Source organism: Microbulbifer sp. ABF4_148 (assembly GCF_056158985.1).
The window spans coordinates 1,592,379-1,614,285 of record NZ_JBSWUI010000001.1 but is presented as its reverse complement, the minus strand read 5'-3'; the positions used below and the strand labels follow the sequence as shown (position 1 = coordinate 1,614,285).

At 56.0% G+C, this 21,907-nt stretch carries 6 protein-coding genes; all 6 read right to left on the bottom strand.

The genetic code is table 11. From position 1 onward, the window contains the following. Positions 1-10: 10 nt before the first annotated feature. Positions 11-5,155: an OmpA family protein gene (locus tag ACXAD0_RS06920; RefSeq protein ID WP_475087639.1), complete on the bottom strand. Its 5,145-nt coding sequence runs from the start codon at positions 5,153-5,155 to the stop codon at positions 11-13. Then, positions 5,155-18,258 carry a hypothetical protein gene (locus tag ACXAD0_RS06915; RefSeq protein ID WP_475087638.1) on the bottom strand — a complete coding sequence of 4,368 codons (13,104 nt, stop codon included), beginning with the start codon at positions 18,256-18,258 and terminating at the stop codon, positions 5,155-5,157. Before ACXAD0_RS06915 ends, ACXAD0_RS06920 begins: the two co-directional genes overlap by 1 nt. Before the next feature lie 291 nt (positions 18,259-18,549). Then, the gene (locus tag ACXAD0_RS06910) at positions 18,550-19,926 is read right to left on the bottom strand and encodes an AgmX/PglI C-terminal domain-containing protein (RefSeq protein WP_475087637.1); all 1,377 of its coding nucleotides are present in this window, start codon (positions 19,924-19,926) and stop codon (positions 18,550-18,552) included. Positions 19,927-19,936: 10 nt separating this feature from the next. Next, positions 19,937-20,470 carry an ExbD/TolR family protein gene (locus tag ACXAD0_RS06905; RefSeq protein WP_475087636.1) on the bottom strand — a complete coding sequence of 178 codons (534 nt, stop codon included), beginning with the start codon at positions 20,468-20,470 and terminating at the stop codon, positions 19,937-19,939. Continuing rightward, positions 20,467-21,048 (bottom strand): ExbD/TolR family protein, encoded by a 582-nt coding sequence (locus ACXAD0_RS06900; RefSeq protein WP_475087635.1) that lies wholly within the window; start codon positions 21,046-21,048, stop codon positions 20,467-20,469. The genes ACXAD0_RS06905 and ACXAD0_RS06900 overlap by 4 nt, the downstream gene beginning before the upstream one ends. After that, a complete protein-coding gene (locus tag ACXAD0_RS06895) occupies positions 21,048-21,830 on the bottom strand; it encodes a MotA/TolQ/ExbB proton channel family protein (protein WP_475087634.1) in 783 nt (260 codons plus the stop codon). The genes ACXAD0_RS06900 and ACXAD0_RS06895 overlap by 1 nt, the downstream gene beginning before the upstream one ends. Between the last annotated feature and the right edge of the window lie 77 nt (positions 21,831-21,907).

The window sequence follows — 21,907 nt, the reverse complement described above, 5'->3', positions numbered from 1 at the left end:
CATCGCCGGATCAGAGTTTACCGATCGCGTTGATGAAGAAACCCTGGCTATCGTAATCCATCTGGGTCAGGTCGTCGGAGAAGTCGGTAAAGTTATAACCCGCCCCCATTTTCAAGTGCCGCCCCATCTGGCGATAGACCCCGATCAGGGCACCGCTACGGCGGTCTCCCGCATCCGGCAGATCCAGCAGACGGCCCTCGATCAACAGATCCCACTTGTGCACAAAATGCCAGTCGGCACGCAACACCGTCAGGCTCGCGCGGCTATCAAAAAATTCGGGATCCTGCCGGTCCTGACTCAACTGTCCGAGTCGATAGGCGTACTTGCCACCAATCGTCCAGCGACGGCTCAGGTCGTAGTTCGCATCCACCGAGAAGATATGGCTTTTCTGCACAAACTCCGCCGCGGTGTTTTCCACGGTGACCTGCCCCGCGGTGGGCACGTTATAGAAGTAGGTGTACTTCGCCAGCGCGTTCAGTCGATCATTCTCCACCGGCCGATAGGCATAGCCCATCACCGCCTCGGTGAAGCGCCCATCATAGAACTGCCCCTGGGAGCTGCGACTGTCAGAAACATTGAGCTTACCCACGAAGCGCCAGTCGGGGCTGATCTGGTAACTGGCAGTATTCTTTAACAACCAGGTATCGCGCTCGGTTTCACTGACAGTCTCGTTATCGACAGGCGTTTCCATGATGTCATTGCGGAACTCCAGCGCGGAGGACACACGGATCGCGTCCGCGTTGTACCCAACGCTAAAGCCAAGGGCACGTCGGTCGGTCTGCGCCCCGGTACGCGGGTCCTCAAGGCTGCCAGCCTCGAGCGAGGCCCCATAGTGCCAGCGATCACTGGGAGCAAGATCCATCCCCAACGCGTGGGTCAGGCCCGAGGCAATATCGCCATGGCTATAGCGTTCTTCCCCATAGATATTCAGGCTGTCGGAATAGCGGCTGCGGAAGCCGCTACTCATATTCCCGCGACGCGCACGCACGCCGGTATCACTGCGCTCATTATCGAGGGTGTAATTCAGATAAAGGCTGGTGCGATCACTGACGAGAAAATCGGACCCCAGTCGAGCGGCGGTACCCGTGTCCCCACCGGAGAGTTCACTGTCGAGAGTGAGGCGATCACTGACCCGGTAAGCACCACCGAATCCCACCCGATTGTTGTCTTCGCGTGTGCCGGTCACCTCCAGCGTTTGCTGTACATAGCCAAAGGCTCGCCAGTCGGCACCGGAATCGTAACTGGCCTCCACCGCCATATCTGTCCGATCCCCCTGCGTCTGCGTGGGCGCAACCACCGGGGAAAGGTCCTCGCGGGTATCGGTACGAGTACCACTGGTCACCCGCCAGCGATCGTTAATACGGTAACCAACGGCCACATCCAGTGCACTGGTCTGCAGCCCATACTCGCGCTCGTTGGTATCCGCCTTCAGGCTGACATCAAAACTTTCACCAACCGGCAAGTTGACGCTGGCCCCGGACTGCACAGTTTCTCCCAGCACCAGTTGACCGGGCGCGGCAAAGCCCGCTTCCCGCTGCTGATGGTAGAAAGTACCGCTGCCTGCCACACCGTCGAAAAAGTCATTCAGCTGCAGACTGCCTTCAATACGCGATGCCCCGGCACTGGCATTGGGATCTGGCAGGGGCATTTGCTGGTCGAAACTAAAGCCGCCGTCATAAGAGGTAATGCTATCAAGGTTCCCTCCCTCACTGGCTGCCGACTCGACCTTCACCCAGCTGCCGGCACTCATACGGAGTGTGAGGTCCACACCCTGCAGGGACGACTCGCTATCTTCCTCGTCCTGACGCGTTCCACTGACGCCCACTTTTACATGATCGCCAATCCAGTAGTGCGCACGACCACCGACTGCCAGCGTGTCCATCTCGCGGAAACCCGGCGAGTATTCATAGCGCGCAACCAGAAACTGTGGATTACCGTTGTAAGAACCATCCTGAATGAGCAGGTTATCGTTGGCGATTGCCGATAGCGGTCGGTTGAGCAAAACCCGCCCCTGGATGTAGTCCACATCGTAATCGATCACCGGCGTCAGGTTGCGCACCCCCAGCACGAGGCCGGAATCCTTGTCACGCACCTCCACACGCAGGCGTTCGGAGCCGGTCAAAATATCCTGGTGTCGCAGGAAATACAGTGACCCGCCTGTCCCACGGAATTCATCGCGTCCGGCAATGGTTCCCGGTTCCGCACTGAAACCGTCGACCTGGAAACGCTTCTCACCAAAACTGGTGACCGCATCGGACTCGAAGTGGCCATTGGCGCCGTACAAGGCGCGGTCGATATGGGCCAGCTCATTATCGGTATATGCGGCCTTAAAATTGCCCCACATCCCATAATCATCGTAATTGGACAGCTTGATATAGAACTTGCCCGACGTCGGCGCTTCTTCGACGACGGTGGAATCGTCACCAAACGTCGGGTAGTAAAGATCAGAGTCCAGACGACGGAACAGCGCTTCCGGTGTTTTTTCCATAAAATTGGAAAACAACTCATCCACCGGCCCCTCACGGGTATCCGCGCTGGCGGCCAAGCGCCAGCCATCACCGAAAGAACCACTGGTGTAGAACGCCAGCCGCCCATCGTAGCTGACCGAGTTGTCATAATGGCTTTCGTCACCGGTCACCAGCGCCGCCGGGCCATTGGTGTCGTCCGCAGCAATGGTGAGATCCGCGATACCCACGGTAAACCAGTCATCATTCCGGAAGCGCACATCGCGCAGGAATAACTCGCCATTCCCCTCTTGATCCAGTAATGCCACCTCAACGGTATGCAGTCCTTTGTCGAGGATCTGCTCGGCAACAAAATCTCCGCTCTCATTCACCGGCACTGCCTGGCCTGCCAGCCAGACACTGTGTCCCGCGGGGACCTGGGCACCGTTTACCAGCACAGAATTGCCACGCAACGGAATCGCCTGTCGGGCCAAACGGTTTTCCCCATAGCCGACAAGCAGCTCCCGCGCCGCCTGGCTTTGCTCGGGGGACAACTCGACCCGATCCACCAACCAAAGGTCCTGCGCACGGGTCTCATCGTAGCGCCCCTCGGCGTCATAAACTCGCAGCACATACTGCAACTTTTTCAGCGGTGCCTGAAAAGCCTCCAGATCCGCACTCCAGCTTGCCTCTCCATTGGCATCGAGCGCGACAACCGCGAGCGGCGTATCCCGTGTCGACTGGTCTTCCTCGAACAGGCGGACTTCCGCCTTCTCAATAAACGCGGGGTAATTACTGTGACTCTTGAAGAAAACGCGACTGTCATCAAACTCGGTTTGAATATCATCCGCGTAGCGAATCGTAGTGGGCCAGGCACTGACATTCAGGCGTGGCTGCATTTTCTGGTTGTCGAAGCGGAACTGGATATTGGCCTGCTCCAGCGCGACATCGGTGCAGCGCTGCAGGTCGGCAGAATTCTTGTAAGGATCGTATTCCGGACTGCCGTCAACGGTAATTCGCATCAGGTTGAGCGCATAGGGGTTATTCGTTTGCGCTTCGCGCTCTATACGCTCAATCTCTACGTCATCTCTCTCGGCCAGAATCGCGAGTTCGTCATACAGCACTTCAACTTCGACCCTGGCCTCGCCGCTATTCAGGAAACCGCTGGCAACCACACTCTCGCTCTGCACATGGCCGCGACCGATAAACTCTACCTGCGCCGCATCGAGACCGAGGCGCTGCTGTACCAGTTCCATGGCGCGACGCGCGCGCGAGCGCGACAGGCCAATATCATCCTGGTAGACCATGGCTTCACGGCGCTCCAGGGCGACATTATCGGTATAACCGACAAAGCCCAGGCGCACGTTGGCCTTGCCCGAAACCTCCGCCATCACATTGCGGATCTGCATCAACTGCGCCTCTGAAACCTGAGGTTTGCCATCGGCAAAACGCAGCACCGGAAGCGCTCCGGTTGGCGACTCGTGGGAGACCGTCATCGTCTCCGCGGCAGCGCTCTCCGGGCACGCCTGAACGCCATGCCCCGCTGACTCCATCGGGTCGTCGTACCAGAACTCCACCTCTACCCGACTGTTCAGCGCCCGGCCCTTGCCGGTGTCATTTCCAGCCAGCGGTTGCGCGCTCCCCTTTCCGACGCTGGTCACCGCAAGATCGGGTAATCGCAAGGCGTCGCGGACTGCCAAAGCGACACGGCGAGCATCCGCTGCAGAGCGCTGCTGTACTTGCTCGCTATCCTCGGCACCGGGCAGCGCCGCACTGTGGCCGACGAAGTGCATCACAAGATTGCCCTTGTCCGCCAGATTCGCACGCACCTCGGCGATTCGGCGAATAAACTCCTGCGGCACGGCTGCCTGGCCCGGGACCTGGCGCAACGGCGTGACCAGGTTCTTCAGGCGTGCCCGTTGCTCACTCCCATTGGTGTAATTCAGGCGACATACGGTTTCCTGACGACACACCTGAACACGGTTCAATTGCAGCGCCTGCTGACGCACCAGTTCGGCCTGCGCGTCCTCGTCGAGCTCCTCATAGGTGAGCTGCACTTCGACGCGGCGATTCAGGGCTCGACCGGTCTGGGTAATGTTGTCGGCGAGTGGCTCGGCTTCGCCGCGTCCCTCGAATGTCACCGACTCAGCGGGCAACTCTAGTGCCGCACGGATGGCCTCTGCCACTATCTCGGCACGAGCACTCGAGAGTGTTTCGCGATCCCCATAATCGTCTAGCCCTTCCGGCGTCATCTCACCGGCGTCTGTGTGGCCGATGACGTGCACACGGACATTGTAGATTTCGCCAAGAGCTTCCAGGTTTGCAGCGAGCTGCTGTAGCGCTTCAGGCGAAACTGCGTCCTGTGGCAAGGTGTAGTACAGCGGATCGATAAATTGCTCGATCACGACCGGGGCAAGTGCTTCGGAAAAGAAGGTTGCATCCTGGCGCCACTGGCGTCGCGGCTGCCCCAGCAACATCGCTTCGGTGTTGGTACCCACCGGCAGTTCGGTAAGTCCCTGCGGTGTCTCTTCACCGACATTGAGTCCCGGAATCTGGCCCCACACCTGCCACCAGGGCGCAGTGCTCTCCGCCGCATTTTCGGTGTCGTCAGCGATCGACAGGGTGGGCACAAGGCCAAAGATCGAAATTGCAATGGCACGCGCCAGGGGCGTCATCGCGGCAGGAAAACGCCTGTTCAACTTAGAGGACATTACTCCCATCCCCCTTTTCTGGGCGGCGCACCGCGTCGCCAGAATATTTCAGTTTCTATGGTCAGTTCGTAGTTATCTCCCGATACCAGCCAGGCCTCGGCTATCTTGGACTTGATCGCCTGCAGGCGCCGGTCCACCAGTTCGGGAGATTCAATTTCTGCCAGGTAGGAGAGTCGCAATACCGAGGGCGCCTCTCGCAATTTTTCCTGCAGTAACCCAAGCCTCGATTGCCACTGCGGCCTCAGCTCGGTAGTACCGGGTTCGAATACTGCCTCGGCAAGATCCAGACGCACGACCCGATGCAGACCGGCACCAAAATTGAACTCGATCATCTTGCCTCGGGTTGCCCGCTGAACACGCGGGTTCTCCGTCGTCAGGCGATAACCGCTGGGCAGGCTGCGATCGTCAAGCTTCAACACGAAGTTGGAGCCGCGATCCTGGTTGGGCACTACGGCACAGGTAATATGGAAACGGCCATGAGCATCGGTGGTGGCGTTCAGGCCAGTGGCACTGACCACCCGCGCACCGGGAACCCCACCCTCACCACGGTCCTGGTAGCCATTCATATTGCGATCATCAAATACTTTGCCAATCACATCGGTACAGTCGAAGGTCGGGTCCGGTACCACGCGTACTGTCGCAGCAGCCTCACCCGAAGCCTGCTGCCCGGATAGGCCATTGAACAACCGCGCCCTATTGACATATTCACCTTCTCCGACACCCGATCCAACGACCAGTAGTAGCTGCAACTTTCGTCTCTGTTCTGCCTCTACACGCAAATCACTCCAGCGTAACTGCAAACCATTGATCTCAGGCTCAATCGCCTCTCCGTCAATGCGAGCGGAACCAGCGATGTATTTAAAACCTGCCGGGAAGAAATCCACCAAACGCAGATCTGTCAGCGGAACAGGAAGCGTATTGCCAAAAGTAATGGTGTATGGGACCAACTGGCTACGTGTCACATTCAACATCGCCGCGGTCTTGGTGATCGACAACGCACCTTCGAGCTCCGGATCCACGGCAATATGGTTATTAAACAGCTGACTGTCTCGAGGTAACTGTTGGTCGCTCAGCGTCAGACGCAAATAGTAGTCGGTGGTCAAATCCCGTGCGGCGACACTCACCGGTGGCGGAGAGGAAGAAGACTGCGCTTCACAATGATCTGCCGTCGCGGGCACCGCATCAGCCGCGCTGCCGATGCAGGCCGCAACGTCAAAGCCGGCACTAGAGCCATCCGTTTGCGGCGGAATAATGGCCGAAGGGCCCGCCACATAGTTCTCACCAGGCATCTCTACCTGAATCAAGTAGTCCGCGTTGGCGGGACATGCAGCGCTGCTGAAATTAATGTCGAAACGATAATGACCACTTGCAAGCGTCACCTGATGCTGCTGCTTGTCGTCATCGAAGCAGTTGCCCGGGAGCTCCGTGCCAGAAGATGCTCGAACCATTGTCAATATTGCACCAGCAACGGGAGCACGCAGCACCGAGTCATAAACCACGCCGTTAGGCGCTATGGGAAGGTTCAGAGCTTGCAGATTGGCTCCGGACCCGACGAAAATCTCGCGAATTGCCTGAGGCGCATTTTCATAGTCAGAATCCGCATATCCCAGAGCAGCGGTATTTGCGCCGGCATTAGGCGCAGAAAAACGCAACCAATACGCTTGCTCCCCGTCGGCGGGGGTCATTCCCGACATATTGGGCAGAAGCCCATTAAACTGGAAATAGCCATCGCTATCGCTTTGGACGATTTCGAGCAGAGTGTTGCCGAGATACAGCTCTACGCTCCACTCCTGCAACGCCGGTTCCTGCCCATCCAACGTACGACTGAAGTTCACATCCTGCCAGAGGTATCCTCCCAGATTGGCAATACCAGGTGTGCCACCAACATCAATAGAAACAGAGGCCTCTGCGCTCTGCAGTGGATCATTCCACTCCACAATCGCGGTATTGAGCACCGTATAACCAATGGCAAGATTTTCCGCGAGTATCGCCTGGAAACGCAGGGTCGCCTCCGCCCCTGGCATCAGCTCCCCGTAGGTAGCGCCGATGTCAGCGGTAATGACACTGCCAGTCACCAGAATACCGTCTGTCAATCCATTCAGCTGGGCCGAATCGGCGACATAGGTGAGTACCCCATCGCCAGCAACCAACAGATCATCAATGATCACAGCCATGTTCACCGGCACAGCACTGATATTGGTAATCGTTACCAGATACTCCAGTGTCGCACCCGCTTCCGCCGCGCCACCGCCAACAACAGAAACTTCTTTGATGATCGACAGCTGTTGTGCATCACCAACGACAACTTCGGTTGGCTGTGCACCATTAGAAGGATCTCCATCGGCATCGGTCAACGTGGCAGGCACCTCCATCGTTGAGAGGCTGCCCTGATTACTGATGATCGTTCCCCGCGGAGTATCTGCGTCAATCATCACATCAAAGGTAATCGTTGCAGACTCACCGGAACTCAAAATGCCTTCAGCAGCACCAGGCAGAGGCGGCGTCAGATTATCCGACGATACCGGCATTCCGCTGTCCAGAGGCGACGTACCACCGGTATTGTCGTCAATGGCAAAACCATTCAGGGTCGTACTGTTCGCAACATAAGTGGTATTAGCTGGCACCTGGTCGAGCAACTCAGCCAACGTTGCATCAATGCCGCCATTGTTGGTGATCTGGATCGTGTAACGGAGGGTATCTTCAGGGTCGACGACACCGGCGGAAACATTATCCACTGCGATCTCAACGGTCTTGTGCACGATCAGCAATGGAACATCACCGACAACATCAACCGTGGGATCATTCGGTGCCTCGGTTGTCGGGTCATCAGACAGTACTTCCGTAAAGTCTCCACTACCGGCACCCGCGCCATTGAGGTACGCCTGGTTGGAAATCAGAGTTCCGTCACTGACGTCATTGATCGTTACATCGAAGGTAATCGTGGCAATGCCGGCACCTCCCCCTGCAGGGTCAGCCACCAATTCGCCTTCGCTTGCATCAACGGACTGGAGCTCCAAACCAGCAGTCAACGGCGATGTGCCATCAACATCGGCAACCGACTCACCGTTCAGCAGAGTCGAGCCCGCAACATAAGTTGTATTGGCCGGTACCTGATCTCGAAGAATTGTCTGCACCGCATTCTCACTACCGACGTTGTCGATTATGATCGTGTAGCGCAGGGTATCCCCGGCCAACAGCAGCTCCGGATCATTCGTGAGATCTTCAGAAAGCTTCTCAACGACAATTTCTGGTGCTGATTGCACCGTTATTGCTGTTGGATCTTCATCGCCGCTCAGCTGCGGATCATCGGCACCATTGATATTTGGATCGTCACTGTCGAGCGGCAACTGACCCGGCAACTGCGCTTGCGCCTGATTCAGAATCACGGTATCGCTGTCAATCACATTCGCCAGAGCAATCTGGTAAACAATCTGAATCTCTTCGCTACCGGAACCGGTTGCACCGAGCTGCAAGTTATCGAGATTCAGCAGACCACTACCATGTACGCCGCCCATCGGATCGATGGTAACGCCAGCCGTATCCGGAACACTGGTTACCTGTAACGTTCCGGTCTCAAATAACGGCAAGCTGTTCAGTCTGCCAAGTTCGTCAGAAACCACAATGCCATCGATATCAAGGTCACTGAGATTACGTAGCGTCAGTGTGTATTGCAGGACATCTGCAGGACTCGCCAAAACGCCCGGGTCTTGCGCCGTCGTGACATTGGCAACCGATTTATAGAACGCGACATTGGGAACTGCCGCCGTCGTCGTATAAACATCTTCGTGGTCGAGTGTACCCGGTGTACCATCTACCGGCTGCGGACGGGTGTATTGACGTGCATCCGGACCGTTACTATCCCAGCTGAACCAAACATCAACGCCAGCGATATTAGTCAGCGAACTGCCATCCACCGTATCCGCATCCAGATACGCATCGTACGTCACGAGCAAATGGTGATCTGCTGGCAGCATGGCAGCAGCCCCGGCAGTAGTAATCTCCAGCTGGCAAGTACCCTCTGTAAACACCACTGTAAAGTCACTGTCGATCGCCAGCGTCGCTACCGGGTTGCCACCACTATCGACAATGGCAGCAGCAAAATTTTCCGGAGCGGTTTCACACATGCCGCCGGGATCTGTATCCGGCAACAGGTCGATGACGTGGAGATCCCAGGCCGGGCCCATACCGGTATTGTGCAAATCCAGTTGGAAGCTGCCAGGCAAGCCGGACTGAACGGTTACCGGGCCAGTCTTGGTCAGGGTCAGGCGGGTAGGCTCGACGACTTGCATGTCGGAAGTGGTATTGCCACCACCTGTGCCCTGCCCACCTGCGGCATCATCGTCATGGAAGTTGTAACGGTAGCTGGCACTATTGCTAAACAGCAGACCATCGACATTCGGCGGATCGGTATCACGCAGGCGCACGGTGATATCAACCACCACCTGTTCATTTGCTGGAATATCGATGCCATTGGTACCGTCACCAATCACCAGGACAGACTCATCACCGCTGTTAGTGGGCGTAAAGTCCGCACTACCTGACACTTTAACCGCATCTACAAACACCAGGTCGGCAGCGGCGCCTGCAAGGTTCAGTAGTACCTCAACATCATTGAGCGAGGCGTTCTGTGGTGTACCGGGAATGGTAACGCGATAGCGGAATGGCTCACCGATTGAAGCCGTCGGCTGTGTATTTTCGATAAGCAGATCCGCCGCGCTGGGAGTATTGAACTGCACAGCCTGCGGCGCGGAGGGACCATAATCCTCCCGCATATCGATAGAAACACTACTGTCGCCTAGCGAGGATAAGTCATCGTCATCGAGTGAGTAGTAAACCTGTACCTGTGCAGCATTCTGCAATAACAGACCCGCAGCCAGATTACTGTCTGCCTGAACACGATAAGTCATTTCCAGAGTCTGTCCCGGCAGGATGGCGTACCCGGTACCAGCACCAAAATCCCATACGACCTCGCCGGTCGCGACATCATAGTCCGGGTCGATAATCCCAACTGCCGCACCGTTAACCGTCAGCGATTCGACGCTTACACCCGCCATACGCAGGCCAACGGGAATCACATCCCGCAGAACCGGATCATAAGCCGGGGCCGCACCGGTGTTGCTAACGATTACCGAGTAATCGATAACCTGACCCGGCGTCAAGGTGCTGCCATCGGCCGGGCTTGCACTCAGTACCAATGCTAGCTCTGGTTGCAACAGGTCGAGAGTCTGGCTGCTGTTGAGTGACACCGGGCCGGTAGCGATATCGAAAACAAAGTCGACACTATTCGTCAGCGGGGTGTTCGCTGCTGGCCAGGGGTTCGCGTCCTGATTGAGTACTCGTGCACGATAGTGAATAACAAAGTCATTATTGGCACTGTCGTTGTCGCCGGCATTAACCAGGTCAACAATATTCCAGCTAACAGTGGTCGGCCCGGCCACGGGGTCGCCGGATGGTATAGCTTCCGCAATTTCCGCATGTATGAACGGTGCAGTTGCAGCGAAAGGCGCATTAGCGACTCCATGAATCGAAAGGGTTTTTTCAAAAACCATTCCCTGCGGTAATAAATCCGTCACCACCGCGTTCGGGTGGGCGCCTTCCTGCAGACTAAGGCGTACTTCGTAGTCAACGAGGTCACCAACTCGAAGTTGCGGATCGGTATCCACGAAACTATCAGCAAGACGCGTTTTTCGTAGGGTGGTGCTATTCGCTATGGTCTGCTGCACCGCACCCAAAAGAACATAGTCGTTGAGACCGCCCGTTCCATCGGAGCCGTTCCGCTCGAAAGGTCCTGTGTTGTCATCGTCAAGACTTGTCCACTCAATCTGGCTATTTGCCGACAGCACAGCAGCTGCGAGCGCACTATCGAGTACCAATACGTCATAGACCAGCGCAGCACTGGCGCCTGCAGCAATATCCAGATTTTGATCACTGACCTCCCATTGCAGGCGTTGCTCGGTAGCCACACCATCGCCGGTGACAACCGGATCCGCAATCGATACACCGGCGAAGGTCGCACTGCCGGAGATATAAACCATGCCACTAGAAAGCTGCTCTGCCACACTCAAGTCAAACGCATCCGTGGCACCGGCAATTTCCGCCATATCCAGCGTCACGCGCAGGATGTCACCCGCGTCCGGCGCCACCCCGGGATTAGTCTGATTATCAAGACTTTTCGTCAGGGCCAATTGCGGCTCGACGATCGTAAGGGGCTCTGCCGAGCCACTACCACCATCTACCGCCGATCCCCCATCCGTGGCGGCGTAGGTATAGCTAGCCTGATTGATAACACCGTGTCCCTGTTGCGAAACAGGTTCATTCACGACACGTGTGCGAATCTCAATCTGTGCCTGACTACCGGCAGGCAGCAGGTCCAGAGATAATCGCAGGCTATTACCAACGGAATTGTCGGTCAGAGTCAGTCCATTCAGCTCCTGAACCAGGACCACTTCCAGACTGTCATCAAGAACGTCAGTGATTTCCAGATCGTAGATCGCCGCGGCAGTATTACTGGCAGGCACCAGCAACTGATACACCACCTCTTCACCGATAGCCGCAGTACCATCTGCTGGCAGCACTAGAATTTTTTGCAGCGGATCCACACTGGTGGGGGCGGTAGCCATCAGGTAGGGCGCAGGCAAATTGACCGGCCCATACCGTTGAGCGTCCGCCGGAGGCTGCGACCAGTACTCATCTACTACAAAGCTGTTCTGCCAGTTACTGTCACCGGGCACATCGATGTGAAAACCAATGTCGTAATCGACGGTGACACAACTACCCGCAGGAACTTCCCTGTCCAGTTCGATCTGCATATTGCCATCGCGGGCGGCGGGCGGGGTGTAAGTAAACTCACTGCTATCAACCGCGACACCGTCAATGCTGACCTGCAAATTGGCAACGCTGGTTTCATCCATTTCCCAGGCGAGATCATCGGTGAGTCGAAGACCATAGGCAGGCGCGCCCCCGACATTGCAGGCCTCAAGCTGGAAACGCATGATGTCCCCAGTAAGATCCATAACCAGGTATGGGGTTGGGCGTCCGTCCCGATCACTCTTGATCAGGTTGTCAACGACTGGCTGGGCCACCGTGATGACCGTACTACTCTCGAGACGCGCCAGCACTGCCGGATCTGTGGGCGGGTTACCTGCGGCATCCTCGTAGGCCAGAGTAGCCGTGTTGGTGAGCGGAGTCGTTGCTTGATGCGGTATACCCGTATCTTCGGTCACACGCACCACATACTCAATCACCAGCGGGTCGACAGTGCCCAACTCTCTGGTGACATCGCCCAGATCCCACACCAGTGCATTGACATCACCGGCTGTCGGTTGACTGTTGATGGCAAAGCTGTAACCGCCAGCGGCATCATCCACTGTAAAGGATTGCAGAGTCAGGCCAGTTGGCAGAACGTCGGTAACCGATACTGCGTTGGTGGTGCCTGGTTGTAGATTCAGGCGCAACTGGTAAGTGGCAGTGTCACCAACTCGTAGTGTGGCGTCGTCCACAGGAACAAAGCTGTCTTCAATGAATAGCTTTTCCAGACCAGTGCTGTCTTCGCTGTTCACCTGCACAGAGGCAGTCGCACAATAGTCATTCGGATTGGTTGTCGCCGGGCAGCCCAGACCATGACGTTCGTAGGCGGTGTCATCGGTCTCCGAGTCATCGAGGGAAGTCCAGTCGACAGCCACGTCATTCACTACCGGCTGGCCAAAGGCAGATACCACGTCGACCTGGAAAACCAGCTGCAGGACCTGACCCTGCGGCAGATCAAGCAGATTACTGCCGCTATCGCGCCCCCAGGTCAGCGGACCAGACGGGTCACCGGCGGGAGTCACATCGAAGCCGGTCACCGGAGATCCGTTGATGGTTAGCAGTGGAGTAACGTCACTATTGAAACGTAATTCCGGAGGGAGAATATCGACAATATTCAGATCGAACGCATCCGCAGTCGAGGTACCACTATGTGTAACCGTAACCTCGTAGCGTAGAAGGTCACCGCCCTGAGCAATGGTTACAGGGTTACCTACAGCATCGGTGACCGTCTTGCTGATTTCCAGCTGTGGCTCGACGGCGGTCACTGCAGTGGTGGCGTCGCTCAACGTTTGCACTGCGGCATTACCCGCAGCATCGGGCCCGGATCGATACGCAAGGTCAGCAGCGTTCTGCAGGGTGTCACCAGCATTCGTCGACACCGTTTCGTTGTCTACACGCGCAACGTAGGTAATCGTTAAACGCGGCTGAAGATTGTCCGCCGCTGTATCATTCTCGGTCCCTGTGGCAACGCTGCCAATATCCCAGGTAATGGTTCCACTGGAAGCATCGACGGGCAGCCCGGAGAAGTTGCTACAGTCTGCTGCCAGCGCCACACCGTTGACCATCAGTCCCGGATCGTTACTGCTGCAACTCAGGCCGTAGTTCGCATCCCGCGCCAGAAGGTAGCTGGTGCCCCCGGCCGCAAGTTCATCGGAAATCTGCAGGTCATTGGTTACGCCCTCGGGCAAATCGACAACAAGAGAAAATGTCTTGTGCGCGCCTATCGTCGGCAGCACCGCCGTACTGGTATCATTTTTCGTAAATACCAGCCCCGGTACAGAGACAGAACTCGTAGCGGTACTCTCATAGTCGTTCAGAATATCGGACGGGTCACTATTGGGGAGCACACCGATACGCATGCCGTCGGCAACGCCATCTTCACCAATTTCACCTCCGGAATTCAATGCAATATCGCGTCCTGCCAACGACTGCCAGCGAGCGTCAATTGAATTTTGCAGCTCTTCGAGCGGCTCAACATCTTCGCTGTCTGCTGTACCTACAACCCGGATATCGAAAGTAAACTGAACCGGTCCTGCACCCGCTGCCAATTCGTATGGTGTCGCATCGACACGATTCCATCGAAAAATCGGCGCGTTAGTATCACCCCCAAGGAAGTCAACTTGATCGACCCCCACCGCGCTGCCTTCCACGTATCGGAACTTTGTTGCCGTCAGGTCATTCAATACACGCAAATCATACGCAGTGGCCGCGCCGTTATTTGTCGCAGAAACTGTCACCGTCAGAATATCATCAGCATCTGCGGCTGATTCTGACAGTGCAAGTGTCAGGGCAATTTCCGGCTCCAGCACTTCAACCTCATGGGCGCCAAATTCACGGATTACCGTACTACCAGACTCATCGACGTAGGTAAGCTGGGCCGTTGTGCCCGTACCACCATTGACTAGCACGTCCCCATGATTGGTATTCGCGCTGTTCTCCAGCCGCGCGATGAATTCCACCGGAAAGTCGAACAGGCTTCCGGCTACCATTGTCAGTTCCCGGTCGCCGAAATCCCATTCAACAAAGTCTGCTGTGCCGTTGCTGGTACAGGTCGGGGTAACCGTGCCACCGGGCATAATGCCAGCCACATCAAACGGCGGCGCGTCGAGGTCAACCATTGGCGCCTCGACACAACGCATGCCCGCCGGCAGCTCATCGCGTATAACAAAGCTACGCAACTTTGCCGCAGGAATCTGGGCCGTCAGTTGATAGCGGATTTCTTCCCCGACAACCATTTGATCCCTGTTGGGACCGTTCATGGGATCGCTCTGCACAGTACCATTGGACAGCGCCAGTGCCGTTTTAGGTAACGCCTGGACTTCAATAATGCGCATTTGAGCTGTATCAGACGGTTTTTCCCCATAAATTCGCGCACCACCAATCCGAGGGGCATCCGCAAAAAGCGTTCGTGGGTCATTATCATTCCCCACCAGAGGGGCAGTCTGATTACCAGTCTCTCCCGACAGACTGTCATATGCAGTCACTTCTACGCGATTAGTAAACACCTGCTGCGGTGCAACGCTCTCGTGTGGTTTAACCCGGTACAACGCAGTGACAGATTCTCCCGCATCGATCCGCTCCAGGGCGGCAGTGTGCTCAAAAGAGAAAGTGAGTACCGCGGATGTACCACCTTCCTGACAGTGGGTCGCGATATCGTAGTCATCCAGACCGGCAGCGGTACCAACCAACCCCTCGAGGGCAATGCCTTCATCTACACTGCTGTCTCCATCATTGTCGAGGCCGTCAGCATCAAAAGGTCTGACGCACATCTGCCCGGAAGGATCGAGAGTGTCCGTCACCACCACGTCATAAGCCGGTGCACGAACTGCACCGTTGTCATCCGTTCTGTTGGCAATGATTAAACGAAACAGGTAAGTCTGATCCCGGTGCCCCTCATCGGTCAGATCGGTCCAACCGGAAGTACCCTGGGCAGCATCTGGGTCACAGCCATACAGCGCCTCGTTACAGACCTCCTTCACAACCTCCAATTGGGGCTCGGTAATACGAAGATCCACTTGCCAGTCCGCCTGTGGCGGGAAGCCAGGAATATTGGCCGGGACACCCAGGGCATTATCAACGTCCACCGGTACCTGACTGCCGTCTTCCAGCTGGAATACAGCAGTAAAAAACGTGCGCGCATAATCGGTTGTAGTGAGGCCATGTTGGTTGGGGCCGCCGACAGAATCTTCGCTGTCATTGAGGATCCGGGTTGTCAGATCCGTCAGAAACCAGCGATCGCGCACACTAATGGGATCATTGACGATCCACTGTGGGTCCACTTCGCTGAGCGGAGTACCAATACCACCTGCGGATGTCGTGTTACCGATTTCGACACAGTTGGAGAGCGGGTCAGGCAGTGTGACATCCATGCACTGCAAGCGATTATCGTCGATATAACCCTGGCCATCGGGTAGGTCGTCACCAAAGGTAATACTGTTGACCTCGATCAGGGTGTAGCCAGGCGTCTGGAACCCAAACCAGCCACCCGCTTGGATCTCGACCTTACACTCCTCACCTACCACGACATCGGTATTGGCAAAACCCGGCTCATTCAATTCAGTGCACTGGCCACTCAGCCGTTTTTTCAGGTTGAAGCCCAGCACTTTGGCCCGAAAAGCATCCAGGGTATAGTTATTTGCCAATTGCAGGCCCGGATTGGTACCGGGAGTACCGGCAAGATCTGCCGGTGCGGGAAATGTCAGTCTAGAGCTATCGCTCAGGGTAATTTCACCAACAACATCGGCACGAAAGGTAAGGTCATCATCAACCGCGCTATGATTTTTCCGGACCTGAAAAATCACCCGGGAGGTTGCTCCCGGAGCAATAGTTCCCATACCGGCCGCGTTACAACGATATACACTGGCAGAGTCAGGGATATAAGCTGGATCATTCCAGAGGGGGTGTTCGAGCGGCCTGGTAACGGCAACACAACTGCTATCGTTACTGACCACCGTCATGGCTTCACCAAACGTGATGTAGGCAAAGTAGTCTTCAGCGTCGTGACCTCCGTTATTGGTGATATCCACCGTTAACGGGGACTCACCGTCATCACGGATAATGTACAGCGGGTATACCGTTGAAATATCCAGATCTTCCGGATCCGGCGTCACCCCGTCAGTTTCAACCTGCTGGGGCCGGGTACCACTACAAAAGTCAGTCGATTCCAGAGTCAGCACATTGTCGGTCGACAAGCGGAAGTTACTGTCGGGGTCGGTACCATCACCCGGGGACTCCGCTTCAACGTCCAGATTAGCCACCTTGTCATAGAAGCCTGGCTCTACGGTAACGATCCGGAAACGAATCTGGATACGGTCACCATGCCGCAGCATATTTTCCTGGTCAGCGTAGAGAGGGTGTGGCGAAGAACTCCGCAAGCGAAACTCTGGTGCATTGTTCAGCAGAGGGTCGACATCCCACTGATTCCAATTTGCGCCTACGCGCCACTCCAGGGTATCGACCATTCCGTCGTAGGACGCGTTGTAATTGGCATTGTGGCCAACCCCCCGATCTGTGGAGAGAATGACGGGGTCGAAGGTGGTATCAACAACATACTCCGGAGGCAAATCGTTAACGAAGCTGACATCTTTTACGGAGCCACCGGTGAGGTTGGTAATGGTCAGGGTGACATACCCTCGTGCACCTAGCGGTTGACTGGTGTTAACACCGGTGATTTCGCGGACGATGTCGAGTTCACCGTTGGCCACCGTGCTCATGGTCGCGGAGGCACTGGGGCTTGTGCCGGTTGAAGAACTGGAAATTCCCCCAACACCGGTATCACCGTCAATCTCACACCCCCACTGGAAGTCATCCACAGTGTTGGTACCGTTAGTACAGGAGCTGTTGACCTTGCCCACAAGATAAATAAATTCGTTTGCTCCAGCAGCAACATCAATGGACGCACCATTGGCGTCGGTACCGCCATTGCTGAAAGGAGGCTCCATTTCCCAATTATTCATCGTGTTGGAAGCACTGGTACAGTCACCAAAGCTACCCGAGCCATCATTATCAGCAATACTGAAAGCACTGCCCTGTGACGCACAGGCGTGGGAGATCCGGACATTGGGATCGTCCATCATTTCGTCGAAACGAACATCCTGGAGCGCGGCATTACCGTTATTTCGAACCCGGATACGCCAGACAATATCGTCATTCGTATTGCCGTAGATCGTTTGCGTCCAGTTGGTCTGATTGGCATCGCGATTACGACCGCGCTTTTGCAGATTCGGGACTGGCTCGCGTAGAGGGAGCGAAAAGCTTGGCGCAGCATCGCTATCGGGGGTAGCACCAGTGCCACAGTTCAGATAGTCATAGTCGATACTCGCAGAGAGATTTCGATTGGCCAGTCCAAGCAACTCTTCCTGCTGACTGGGAAGATGCTCCAGATCAAAGGTGACCGTAATCGAATTAGTCCGGTCAACTGTGACACCCGTGCCGAGATCCCATGTCAGGACACTCCCCGACACAACAGGCTCCACCTGACCCACGCCGCTAACCTGGGCACTGTTCGGCACATAGCGCATAACACTGGCAAGCTGACCGAGATCTTCGCGCAGAACGATGCCGGAGATAGCCTGACCCGCATTATTGCCCGGGCCGTTGTTGGTATCGTTGGAGATCGTCAGTGACACCTGACCGTCGCCACAGAATTCGCAGTAGCTATTGGCGCTCGAATGCTGAATCGAGATATTCGGATTGGGACACGATTGGGCCTGCACACTTGTCGGCGACAAGAACAGACCAATAACGCCCAGCAACCCTGCTGCCAGCACGCTCGAAAGACCCTTTCGCTCAGTCACATCCCACTTCATCGCAACCAACTTGTCACCAGTTATTCACATCATCTGCCGAAGACAAAGCTGCCCGCAGGCAGCTCCCGGACGGAGTTCGCCCGGTGATCGCACTTTATCTGGATGTTGAAAATAGGGACGTGAAGCAGGTCAAAATTACCCTGCACTCACAACAAACTTTTTGATGTTTGCCAATTAGTTCTCAGGAGAAGCTCGAAAACACCTTAGGTTTTTAGGCTATTTTTTAGCCAAGGTTGCACACGCCAGCCAGAAAACTGACTGGCACGTGCAGGTGCGCTTCTATCCTGCCGGCAGGAAGTCAATCGGATAGAGAATCGTAATCGTCGGCACGCCAGCCTTGGGACCAAAATTAAACCGCTTAACCCGCGATGCAATCATGCGATCCAGGGTTGGCGAGTCCATATCCGTGGTCTCCACTTTGGAAAGCGACACGCTACCATCAGGTTCGATGGTAATTCGCAGCACCATTTTGCCCTGAAGCGCCGGATTCTTACGCAGCTCGCGGTTATAGATCCGGTACAAGGCAGCCTTGTAGCGATCGAAGACAATTTGGATTTCCTCATCGGTACGCGAGGGCCCGGCACCATCACTGAGAGGTCGATCCTCTCCGGCGAAGTCACCCTCACTGCCAATAGAACTCTCTACGCGAGAGAACGCCACACCGTCCAGCGCTGAGCCCGTACCACCCACATTACGACTGACCGCAGCGGTATCAATACCCCCACTGCCTGCCTTCGCGGCTGCAGTAATGAGCGAACGCTGGCTGCGGTTCTCTTTCTTGCCGGCGGTACTCAACTGAGTCTGCGCACCGAGACGGTTGTCCAGGTCATCCTCGATGAGATCCTGGAAATTGTCCTTAAAGGCAAGTACACCAGCACGCTCGGCCTTACGACGCGCCTCTTTCTTCTCTGCTTTGGTCGGTGGCGGATCCTTTTGAGCAACCTCGTTTTTCGGCTCCGGCTTCTTCTCATCCGGCTTTTGCTGAGCCTGCTTGGGCTCCGGTGGAGGCTTCGGCTTGGTCTTCTTCTCGATGACCAGTTTCGCCAGACGTTCAGGGATTTCAATCACCTCATCTTCATCGGGCTCCGGCAAGGTCCACACTGACACGACGGATCCCAACATAAATGCCAGCAGTATTGAGACAAGCAATGAACGCCTGAAACGTTTTTCATCTTCCCCCTGCTTGTGCCATGGCATCACTGCTGCGCGGCCATCCGAGAGATCGAGGTCACGCGTTATGACAAACTCGAACTGCGACTCTTCTTGCTTGCGCCGCAACTGCTCCGCCGTGTCATCCAGCTCAAAGAGCTCGTCCTTGAAGCCTTCAATCCGATTTGTCAGCTGACGAGCACGCTCCTGCAGCGTCTCTCGACTGGCCGCATGCGCGCTGACGGCACGCTCAATGCGGCGCACGACGACTTCCGAGGCATCGTCTCGATACTGGTCAGCCCAAAACAGCTCCCCCGCACCGACTTCCTCGAGTCGGGACAAACGCTGAGAGATTTCCGCAAGCAGCTGGTGCTTTTCCGACTCACGATCGAGTTCGGCGAGGCGGCCCGCCAACTGCTGGTGCTCCCCCTCGAGTGCACGGATACGGCTGCGCACCTTGTCCTGCGCGCCGCTCACCGTCTGCTGTTGTTGAATAAAATTGCTCACTAAACTTCCATCAACTTTGCGATGCTTTCTGGATAACAGCCAGAGAAATTCGCGTGTACCCAGCACTCGTACAGCTGGACATCACTTTTTTCAGGAGACTGAATGGTACGGACCTATCTGCCAGAATATTGACCTCTGGAGGCTCTTCCTCAATTTCAATGCCCTCTTGCGCAGCACCTTCTACTTCTTCTGCTGCAAGCGTGATCGCCTTGCCCAGCTCCGCCTCCATCGCCTGACGGATCGCGAGGACCACCGTCTCTTCGCTGCCGAGCAGCTCATCGATAGTCAATACCGGCTTGGATTCGATCAGCACTTCCTCGTGGGTGACCATCAGCGTGACGGTCTCACGCGGTTTGGACTCCACCACGGAATCCGGCAAGGTAATCACCTTGGGGGGATCCAGTGCCTCGTCGCTAGCGGTATTGGTCAACAGAAAGAAGACCAGAATCGTAAACACATCCATCAACGAGGTGAGGTTCATTCCGGGCGTCTTGCGGCGACGGCTCCGCGCCATCCGCTTCATGCGTCGACTTTCACGTTTCACGGCGCATCTCCTATGGAAATATCCGGGAACAGCACCACCATTTCGACGGCATCCGGATCTTCTGAATCACTCTCTTCACTGCGGACTTCTGCACTGCGCACCGCGTCCATGACGCCGACCAGATGTTCATAGGCAACATCGGGTTCCATCAGGATGATCGCATCCGTTTTCTTGGGGTAGCTACCCTTTACCTGCAACAGGAAAGTACGCAATTTCTGCAGGTCGTAGAGATCCCCGGTGGTAACCAACGCCGCTTCCTCACTCCCGGCGTTCACTGGAACCACTTCTTCTGCCCCGGCGGTATCCTCTTCGCTCACCAGATTTGGGAAGCGGGCGATGACTTTTTCACCATCACCGATCTCAAGCCGGTCTTTACGGACAACCACCTCTACCGTCACCGTCGGATCATCCGGTGCACCACCACCTGCGCCGGAGGGCATATTCAGCTCCAGGATGGTTACACGAGAGAACACGGCAGAGACCAGCAGGAACGGGACCAATACCACCATCAAGTTCAGGAAGGCAGTAATATCCAGCTCCGGCGCCTCTTTATTGGCCGAATAACGCCTTCTTCTCATCACACGGGTTCCGCTTGATGGCTTTTGTTCTGAGCCGGTGCATGACTTTCCGTCTTCTTGGCCGAAGCAGTCTCGGCCTTACCCTTGGCTGCGGTTTTGGCATCGGCCACATCTTCGCCACCGGCACTCTCCCCTACCTCACCGCGACGACGCGTGGAGATGGCGATGATGTTAAGCGCCTTAACCGAAACCATTTCGAGGCTATCGACGATTTCGCCGGTCAGGGAGTTCAGCAGCGCATGGATAATCAGTAGCGCGATACCTGCCATCAGGCCGAAAGCCGTCGTGTTCATCGCAACAGAGATACTGGCCGAAAGGAGGTCAGCCTTTTCCGCCGGATTCGCGTTGGCCACTGCAGTAAATGCCTCGATCAGGCCCATGATCGTACCGAGCAGCCCGAGCAGCGTGGCGATGTTGGAAAACAGCGCGACATAGGGTGTGCGTTTTTCCAGCTGTGGAATAATCTCCATCATGCTCTCTTCCATCGCGATTTCGATATCCTCGCGACGACGCACTGCGCCCTGACGGGCAAGCCCCATGGAAAGCAGCTTGCTGACACCGGTATTGTCGTGCTTGACCATTTTGCGCGCGCGATCAAAGTCACCAGATGTCAGTACAGGCTGCAACTTGTCCCACATAGCGCGGTTTGTATGACGCTCATAGATCAACCGTCCATAGCGCTCTGCGGCGACGGCCAAACCCAGCGCCAGCACCACGAGAATGGGGTACATAAACGCCCCACCCGTCTGGAAAAACGCGATTACGCTATTGAAAAAGTCCATCACACACCCTCTTGAAACATACTGCAGTAAGCGTTGAAAACTTGATCAGCGGAAAACACCTGTTGATCCGACCAAGT